Origin of the sequence: Enterovibrio norvegicus, assembly GCF_002876705.1 — a bacterium.
In the GTDB taxonomy this organism is placed as follows: domain Bacteria; phylum Pseudomonadota; class Gammaproteobacteria; order Enterobacterales; family Vibrionaceae; genus Enterovibrio; species Enterovibrio norvegicus_B.
In genome coordinates, this window is record NZ_MDAG01000001.1 from 222,366 (window position 1) to 231,852 (window position 9,487).

Consider the following 9,487-nt stretch of genomic DNA (forward strand, 5'->3'; position numbering starts at 1 on the left):
CATGTTTGAGAACCTCTCACTTCGCGCAAAAATTACACTAGGAAACACGGTAAGCCTCGTGTTTTTGGTCGCGTTAGGTGTGCTGAGTGTTCGTAGCATTCAACACCTCAATGAAACCGACGATTGGGTCGACCACACACACCGCGTTATTCATAACGCTCTGAATATAGAGAAAGCCGCCGTTGATATGGAAACAGGCATGCGCGGTTTTTTGCTTGCGGGTAACGAATCCTTTCTCGCGCCCTATAATGATGGAAAAGTACGCTTTGATAGCTTAATCAAGGCGTTAAAAGTGTCCGTCAGCGATAACCCACCTCAAGTGGCGTTATTGGAGCAGGCAGAAACAACGATTGGCGATTGGCAGCGCTCCGTAACAGAAAGTGCCATTGCGCTCCGACGCGATATTGGCAATGCACAGACCATGAACGATTTGGCTGTGGAAGTGGATGAGGACAAAGGCAGGGTCTACCTAGATCGCATACGGTCATTATTGGGTGCTTTTAGCATCGAAGAGGACGCCGAAGTTGTTCGAAAAGAAGCCGCCCTTGAGAATTCGCAAGAAGGTGACGGCACCACTGAGGCGTTCCTCACTCTGCAACAGACCTACAAGATACGTGAACAAATTACCGCCATAGAAAAGACCGTGTTAGACATGGAAGCCGGGATGCAAGGCTACTTGCTGACGGGGAAAGAGGCTTATCTCATTCCTTACACAGACGGTCGGAATCGCATTGATTTTCTGCTCAATGATCTGAAAGCGAAAGTGAACACCAGCCCAGCGCAACTTCAGAGACTTAATGATATAGGAACGGCAGTGTCCGCGTGGCGTGTGCAAGTGTCAGATAAAAACATCGAATTACGTCGACGCATTACTGGATCGAAAACGATGGACGATATTTCGAACTTGGTCGCGCAAGAAAGAGGGAAGATGTTCTTTGACGCGTTCAGGGATCAAATGCGCGCGTTCGTTGAGCATGAAGAAGCGCTTTTAACGGAGCGTCAGGCCGCACTTGATACAGCGATCGCGTCGAAGAAGAATACACTGATCTTGGTGGTATTGGCGGCTGTCCTGATTTCTATTCCCATCGCCTTTTGGTTAAGTCGCTCCATTATGGGTCCTTTCCAACTTATTTTCGGTGGTCTGAAATCTTTCAGCTCGAAGGAGTTGTCTGAGTTGAGTGTGGCGTTCAGCAGTGTCGTGAAGCGGATGGCCGAGAGTGCAGGGCGAGTGGCGACGGTGGCGAACAATATCGATAACGTGTCACAGAACTTGTCTCAAATATCTAATCGCCAAGCAAGTTCCGTTGAAGAAACCTCGGCGAGCACAGAAGAAATATCTGGCATGGTGCGTATCAACGTGCAATACGCCGAAGAATCCAAAGACCTGTCAAAAGAAGTGGGTGAGAAAATGACGGGCTTGGATGATGCTATGCAAAAGATTTCTGAGTCTAACCATAAAATTGCTGAACTGGTGAAGATCATCGGAGAAATTGGCGCTAAAACCACCATCATAGATGAAATCGTTTTTCAAACGAAATTGCTCTCGTTTAATGCATCTGTGGAAGCGGAACGCGCTGGTGAACATGGACGTGGGTTTGCCGTCGTGGCTCAGGAAGTCGGCAACCTCGCTCAAATGAGTGGCAAAGCCGCCACGGACATTTCTGCCATTGTGAAAAAGAGTATTTGCGAAGCGGAGAGCATTGCGAAAGAGAACACCTGCCGTGTTGAGAAAGGTTCGATCATTGTTGAAGAAACCAAAAAACAATCGAATTTGGTGCTTGAAGGTGCCTCTAAGATATTTGATGCCTCTAACGAACAAGCGCGAGGCATTCAAGAAATCAGTAATGCGGTTGAATCAATCAATAAAGCGACACAACATGCGGCGTCCATTGCAGACCAGGCGTCGAGTTCCAGCTCTGAACTGAACAAGCAAGCTGAAGATCTCAACCGCATGGTGCTCAACCTGAATAGCTTTCTTCAGGGGCATGACACCCCATCAACCGATGAACCTGAAAACACGGTGAGCGATGACCTTCGAGAGCACTATGAAGTGCAATCTTTGGCAAGCATTCGCAGTGAAATAGATAACGCGAGTCATTTGGCCCCTGACGTGCCGAAAGAAAAAGAAGGCAACGATAATCAGGCCGCTTGGAATCGGCTTTAACGTGTTGCTATGGGGGCGCGTATGATGCATTCCGACAGTCATGATCACACGACGCCTTCTTTTGTCGAGCCGCTTTCTGCCGGCAACATGGAAGAGATGACCCAACAGGAATTCGAGTATTTCTCGGCGTTGATCTCACAGCATGTTGGTATAAAGCTGGAAAACGAAAAACGTAGTATGTTGGAAATGCGTTTATATAAGCGCTTGAGCACACTTCAGTTGCGTTCATTCCGCCAATACATGCAGGTGTTACAGCAAGACGATGGCAGCGAACTGGGTGCCTTTACCAATGTTGTCACAACAAACAAAACCTCATTTTTTCGCGAACAACGCCACTTCAATGTGCTGAAACATGACATTCTCACTCAGCCGCGAACCGAAAAAACCTTCATTTGGTCAGCAGCATGTTCCAGTGGGGAAGAAGCCTTCTCTTTAGCGATGCAATGCGAAGCCGTAAAAAGTGAACAGCCCCATTTTGACTATCGCATTCTGGCAACCGACGTCGATACTCAGCGTCTTGATATGTGTGCCCGTGCGGAATACGCCGATGAGCAAAGAGAAGATATTCCAACGCTGTTTCAATATCAGTTTATTGAACGTGAAAAACGCAATGGGAACACGTTTACGCTGGCGGAACAGCTGAAGCGTAATATCAAGTTTAGGCAGCATAACCTCATTCACTATCCGGAGAAATTCGGCATTCAATTTCACTATATTTTCCTGCGCAATGTGTTGTTCTATTTCCCTCCTAGCACGGGCGAAAAAGTGGTTCGTGCGTTAGTTAGCCAATTGCAACCGGGTGGCCTTTTCTTTGTTGGGCTAACGGAATCATTGCAGCACATGGATGTTGGCTTGGAGTTGGTTGATGTCTCTGTCTATCGGAAGCCCAAATCAGGGAGATCCGTTGATGAATGATGTGCAGGTTCGATCGGGGGAATTCCACTTCGTGTTTCGTGAATCGATCTGGCTGCATGCTGTGGTGGGGACGTGTGTGGCCGTGTGCATTTGGGATCAAGAGAAACAGAGCGGGGGAATGTGTCACTATCGTCTGCCTCTTATGCCAGAGGCTATCGCCTTGGGTGAGCATGCCAATGATTATGGTTCCTGTGCTATCCCTAATTTGCTAAAAAAATTCAAACATACCTCTTCAAACCCTGAAAACCTGAGAGCTTGGGTGATTGGTGGCGGCCAAGTCCATGATGGCGAATACATGCAATCTCAACAAATCGGCGATCGCAATGTGCAGGTGGCTTTGGAGACGCTCGCGCACTTTGGCATCCCCATTGTTGGACTCTCCGTCGGGGGCAACTCCGGTAGACAGATTCGATTCAATCCAAAAATTGGCGATGTTGATTTTCGGTTTGTTGATGACGCTCCCCATGAGGCTGAAAACCGGCGTTCGGTGCAAGAATATTCACCTTGTTGGGTGTATGTCGTCTCTGCTCGTCAGGTGTTTACTACCACGATCGAAAAAGCATTCGGCAACGATCCCAGCATTCATATTCATGTGTTGCCAGACTTGGAGAGTGTCGGGCGTTATATTTTCCATCAAGCACCACACGCACTGATCGTTGATGCTCAATACCTCTCTTCTGCCATGTTTCTTTCAGCGTCGTCTTTTTCAGAACCATCGCTTCCTGCATCGTTAGCGCCAACCTCACTAGGGTTAGCCGATGAACAACATCCGTTACCGACGGTGGTGGTGGCGGACAACGTAACGCCATTGCTCGATGGACAATATCGTGCCTTGGCTCAAACGGTGGGACATCGAATTCTTGTGTCGACGCATCAGCACCTTTCTAAGGTGGTCGCCTCAGCGATTCGCCTTAACACGTTGTCTATTCGCCTCAACACGCTGTCTGCACCACTTTCTCGGCATGCTCAGGGTTCAAACCCTGACATGTCTACCCACTCTGCAGTTCAGTTCAGTGGCGAAAAATTTCACGCAGACACGTCTATAGAGAACAAGTGCAAAGAGGGCAAGCATGAAGGAGTACTTGATGGGAAGGACGTACTTGATGGTGTTGTGCTCGTGGGCTCCTCCACAGGCGGCGTCGATGCACTCGATGTGCTGCTAACGCAATTTCCAAGCAATATGCCGCCCATTTGCATTGCACAGCATATTCCCGAAGAGTATTCCTTAGCGTTGGTGCAACGGTTGAACGCCAAAAGTCGGTTGACCGTCAAAGAAGCCGTGGATGGGGAGATATTAGAACGATCTCATGTGTATTTTTCGCCCGGTAACCATCACATTAAGCTGGTTCAGTTGACTGATGACAAAGTGGTTGTCCGTACCACGCAAGATCCGCCCATCAATAGCTTTCGACCTTCCGTGGACTACCTGTTCAATTCCGCCGCCAAAATTCAGGGATGGCATATTGTCGCTGCCTTGCTAACCGGGATGGGGTGTGACGGCGCAAAAGGGCTTCGCCGCTTAAAAGAACAGGGCGCATTTACCTTGGTACAAGATGAAAAGAGCTGCGTGGTGTACGGCATGGGGCGTGTTGCGAACGAGTTAGGCGCGGTTTGCAAAACGGTGTCTATTCAAGACATGGCACAGGCTATCCTTGATGCGTACCTGACACCTGTCCCCGAGTTGTCTCGCGGTAGTCGGGATGTACTCAGTAAGGAGGTGCGTTAATGTCTCAATCTGATTTGCATTCCCTCGTGAGTGAAGTGGCTAACGATTTGTCGGGCGTGGCAAATTTGCTGTCGCTCCCCATTGCTCTCAGCCATCTTAAGCAAGACTTTTCATGCCTCAGCCACAAACTGTCATACGTTGCTAAGGATGACCCGCACTTTAGCGAACTTGATTTTTTGATTCAACAAACGGTGTCGTTACTGGATTTCTTGGGCGTTGAATCAAAAGACGCGGATGAAAATGTGCTGGCGTTGTTGGATGGCATCATTGAAGTGGCACGCGCTGAAACCGCGCTATTTGCTGGCGGGGACGACGGCGAAGCAGACATTGCCGAACGCCGTGAGAACATGACGAACGAGTTAAGTGCGCTAGCCATTTATGCATTAGATGCACTGGGCATTGACGTAACGTTAATGGAAGACGCCCCCGTTTTTGATGATGACGTGTCGAGTGAGCTTGATTACCTTAGCTCGTTGATTCAGGGCAATGGGGAAAGTAGCGACTCAAGCACTCACACGCAAATGCTGACCCAAAAACGCGTGAAAGAAACCAAAGACGCAGAGGCGCAGACAAAATTTGAGCCAACGACCCGCGTTAAGTCGCACCTGCTTGAACATCTCATGAGTTACTCCGAAGAATTAGTGCAGATCAGAAATACCCTGGCTGACTTTGCAGAGAAGCAAGAGAGCCTCGCACTGACAGAACTCTCGAACAAATTAAAGACCGTGTCTGATGGCATGCTCAATGATCTACTGAAAACGCAGATGCGTCCCATTGGCAATCTGCTGAGTAAATACCGTCGCATCGTTCGGGATCTTTCAAAAGAGCTTGATAAGAAAGTCGATGTAGAAATCATTGGCGAAAACATCGAACTCGACAGCAATGTCATTGATGCCATTAATGAACCGCTGACACACCTTGTTCGAAACGCGTTAGACCACGGCTTCGAAACCCAAGAAGCGCGTGCCGTTTCTGGCAAATCCATGGTGGGAAGGCTTCTGATCCATGCCTACAACGAAGCCGGGAAGGTTGTTATTAATATTTGTGATGATGGGAAAGGCATCGACAGAGAAAAAGTACTGAGCAAGGCTGTGTCGAATGGATTAGTCTCGCTTGAAAATAGGCATCAACTCACGGATAAAGAAATATTGGAGCTGATCTTCCATCCTGGTTTATCGACCTCAGAACAGGTGAGCGCGCTCTCTGGTCGAGGCGTAGGAATGGATGCGGTGAAACGTAAAGTGGAAGACATCAAGGGCACCATTGATATTCATTCCGAGAAAGGTGTCGGCACTGAAATCGCACTGATTTTCCCACTCACCATGGCGACGTTGAAAGTGGCCTTGTTTGATATTGGGGATGTGACGTATGCGATCCCCTCATCGGATATCGCGAACATTGTTGCCATTAGCAACCAAGAAGACAATTCAAGCGTCAGGTTCGATAGCGGGCATGCACTTCTTTTTCAAAACAACAACGTGATCCCCTTGGTTGAGCCTCATGAATATCTGGGTGAGTTGGCAGAACAGCACGCTTTTCGTCGAACCTATCAACAAGGTACGCGACACAGCGTGATCGTGTTTACGCATCGTGGGCAGCAATGGGGGCTGCCTGTCGATCATGTTCGCGCATTCTTAGATATCGTGATTAAGCCGCTAGATCGTTCAATGAACGGGAAAGATGTGTTTGCTGGCGCAGCAGTACTGGGTAATGGGGATTTGGCTTTGGTGATCAATCTGAAGAAAGTCATTCAGTTTGCGCAGGCCTATCACTAACAGTGTTTGGTCTCGTGTTCTTTCTTTATAGTATGAATAACATCATCAGGAACAGGTGGTTAGGATGAAACTCTTAGGCAGTTTTTTGTTGGATTTCGATATCATTTCGCCGAAAGACTTGGCAGATGTGATGGTCGAGCAAATTCGTCAAACTCCGAACAGTTTGGATATCCTCTATGAAAAAGCCTTGATCACGCCGGAACAATTTCTGTCCATCGTGTCGCTGCAAAACGACGAGCACCTCGATCTGTGTTCAGCGTGTATTCGATTAGATATTTGGCGTAACGACTTCTTCGACGTCATTAACGAAGAGGTGGGAAAGCGCAGATCAACATTGGGACGTTTGCTGGTTGAAAAAGGCTTGGTAGAGCCACACGTGTTGCTACCAATACTCAAGCAATATCACGTCTATCGTGCAGAAAATAACAATGATTTTGCGCTGTTTTCCGAGAACACGCTGTTAGATCTCAATGAAAGTGAAGCAGAAGAAACTGCGCCAAACGTGCATTTCGACCCTGACTTCTCCCTCATACAGTCCAATGATTTCTCCGACTATATTGACCTTTTCTCTGAAGAGAAAGAGATCGAACTTGAGTTAGTGATTTTGGCTATCGAAGCGCTAGGCAGTGATAAGAACGAAGCCGATCCCGAAGAATTGTTGAATCAGTTTTTCACTGATTACCATTCCCTAAAAGGCACGGCGAGAACGGCGGGTGCATTGCTGACAGAAAACTTGATTCATGAATCTGAAGATTTGCTCACCTTTTTTAAACGCTTCCTCCACAAGATCAACAACGCAGATTTTGCCGCGCTTGCCGCGATCAACTTGAAGGTGTTGGATGTGCTCAGCAATTTGAGAAACGAGATGATTTCATCCGGTTCAGAAGAGCACTATTGGACGCGCCCTGAATCGAGAGAGAAATACCTCAAAACACTGGGTGACATTAAGCGCTTCAACGAGGACATGGAAAACAGAGGGTTTGAAGTGAACCTTGAAGACGTGCAGGACCTATTTTAACGCATCGTTGGTCCTCTCTCTCTATTCCGCAACTGATCAGTCGACCGACTGATGATTGAGACCTGTTTACGACAATGAAGTAACGCGTTTCAGTACGCTCCTCACGATGCTGACAAAGACAGTTAAGGAGCAAACAAAAATCCATACTGTTGAACAGCATCCCGAGAACAGGCTGTGATTTCACTGTATGATGATACAAAGCTCGCTTTTCTTTCATTACAGGTATGTTCATGGGAGACGTTTTACAACAACTTCAATTCTCGTTGTCTATTACAGGCCCCATTTGCTTGATGCTGGTGCTTGGGGTGGTGTTTAAGCGTATTGGCTTAATTAACGACAACTTCATCGACGTCGGTTCAAAACTCGTCTTTCAAGTCACTTTACCAACCATGTTGTTCTTGAGCATTGTTGTCTCTGAACATGACTTTTCAGCTGCCAGTGGATTTGTTAATTTCGGCGGCATCGCCAGCATTCTGTTTTTTATCTTCGCGTACATCTCCGTTAAATTGATCTTCAAAGACTCACCCAACCAAGGCGTGATTATTCAAGGGAGTTACCGCGCTAACACGGGCATTATTGGTATCGCTTTCGTCGCCAATGCCTACGGTTCGCAAGGGGTCGCGTTAGCGGCGTTATACGTGGCGGTAACGACGTTCATTTATAACGTCCAAGCGGTTATCTGCCTTTCCCCCAAAGGGGCTGCATCTGGCGCGCAAACGGCGAAACTGATGTTTCGAACCCTGACCAAAAACCCTCTCATTATTTCGATTCTTTCAGGCATGGTGTTTTACATGCTGTCGATTCCGGTACCAAACGTGGTGGTTGATGCGGGCAATTACTTGGCGAAAATGACGCTTCCTCTCGCGCTCTTATGTACGGGCGCATCCCTAAATTTTAGTTTGATGAAGAAAGAGAAAGGACCTTCGTGGTTTGCTGGCAGCTATAAACTCATCGTTGCGCCGCTACTTATCACCATGGGTGCGTATTTGGTTGGGTTTAGAGGTATAGAATTAGGTATCTTGTTCTTCATGAATGCCTCTCCTGTTGCCGCTGCCAGTTATGTCATGGTGCGCTCAATGGGCGGGAATGCTGTGCTTGCTGCCAACATCATTGCTTTCACCACCGTGCTTTCCGCAGTGACATGCACGGTTGGCATTATCATTCTCAAAGCATATGGATTGATATAGCGCGAGGTGAGTAGAGAGCTTGGCCTATGATGACTTGAATCAGAAGTTGTTCGAGCAAGTGATAACTCTTTGGAGTCACCGTGGACAATGTACCTTCTACTTTTTCCCTACAATTACTCCTCTATTTTTACTGTTGATACATCCAGCTACTATGTCGATGGTGCATAATACCGACGCACACCGTTTTGGGGTATTTCCCCAAACGCCAACAAACCAATTTATAAAAATGCATTAAAGTTAGTGTGTTAGTAAGGTGTGATTTGGACGTATTGTTATTATTGGACAGAATGGTGTGTTTAATCACCCCATTTTGGGGTTGAATACACTGTTATGTGAATATTTGAAATGGCATACAAGCGACCGATTCCACTATGCGAGTGGAAAATTGACGAGCCAGATAAAGAGCTTTACTTGACCCAAATTCTGGACAACGAAACAGTGTTGTCTGCTTATGGTCGTTACGCGCATAGCTCTGGCAGCAAGTCGGTTTCATGGCAAGAGTTTCTAGATGGTGAAATGAACGAGCTCGTAGAAAAAACTATGGGCATAAAGGTATTAACTGAGCTTCTTGAAAAGTTAAAGGGGCTCACATAACAAGGCGCTCAAGCAAGGACAAATTTTCCGTGGCTCGTTTTTGCGCTCTTCGCTACGCTAGCGTAAAAACAATCCACTACAAATTTGCCGCTTAGCTTGGCGTTATAT

The 9,487-nt window shown here is 47.3% G+C and carries 7 protein-coding genes; all 7 read left to right on the forward strand.

Going from position 1 to position 9,487, the window contains the following annotated elements; all coding sequences use genetic code 11:
- Nucleotide 1 precedes the first annotated feature (1 nt).
- The 7 genes from BCT27_RS01090 to BCT27_RS01120 all read left to right on the forward strand — a co-directional run bounded on the left by BCT27_RS01090 (nt 2) and on the right by BCT27_RS01120 (nt 9,379).
- Nucleotides 2–2,164, forward strand: a complete 2,163-nt coding sequence (locus BCT27_RS01090) for a CHASE3 domain-containing protein (RefSeq protein WP_102394781.1) — start codon at nt 2–4, stop codon at nt 2,162–2,164.
- A 9-nt stretch (nt 2,165–2,173) separates the two neighbouring features.
- Nucleotides 2,174–3,079, forward strand: coding sequence for a CheR family methyltransferase (locus BCT27_RS01095; RefSeq protein WP_422386133.1), 906 nt, complete (start codon nt 2,174–2,176; stop codon nt 3,077–3,079).
- Nucleotides 3,072–4,805, forward strand: a complete 1,734-nt coding sequence (locus BCT27_RS01100; RefSeq protein ID WP_102394782.1) for a chemotaxis protein CheB — start codon at nt 3,072–3,074, stop codon at nt 4,803–4,805. The genes BCT27_RS01095 and BCT27_RS01100 overlap by 8 nt, the downstream gene beginning before the upstream one ends.
- The gene (locus tag BCT27_RS01105; RefSeq protein WP_102394783.1) at nt 4,805–6,580 is read left to right on the forward strand and encodes a chemotaxis protein CheA; all 1,776 of its coding nucleotides are present in this window, start codon (nt 4,805–4,807) and stop codon (nt 6,578–6,580) included. The genes BCT27_RS01100 and BCT27_RS01105 overlap by 1 nt, the downstream gene beginning before the upstream one ends.
- 64 nt (nt 6,581–6,644) lie before the next feature.
- Nucleotides 6,645–7,598 carry an Hpt domain-containing protein gene (locus tag BCT27_RS01110; protein ID WP_102258886.1) on the forward strand — a complete coding sequence of 318 codons (954 nt, stop codon included), beginning with the start codon at nt 6,645–6,647 and terminating at the stop codon, nt 7,596–7,598.
- Between the two features lie 230 nt (nt 7,599–7,828).
- Nucleotides 7,829–8,785 (forward strand): AEC family transporter, encoded by a 957-nt coding sequence (locus BCT27_RS01115; RefSeq protein WP_017007923.1) that lies wholly within the window; start codon nt 7,829–7,831, stop codon nt 8,783–8,785.
- A gap of 345 nt (nt 8,786–9,130) precedes the next feature.
- A complete protein-coding gene (locus BCT27_RS01120) occupies nt 9,131–9,379 on the forward strand; it encodes a hypothetical protein (RefSeq protein ID WP_102394784.1) in 249 nt (82 codons plus the stop codon).
- Nucleotides 9,380–9,487: the final 108 nt, after the last annotated feature.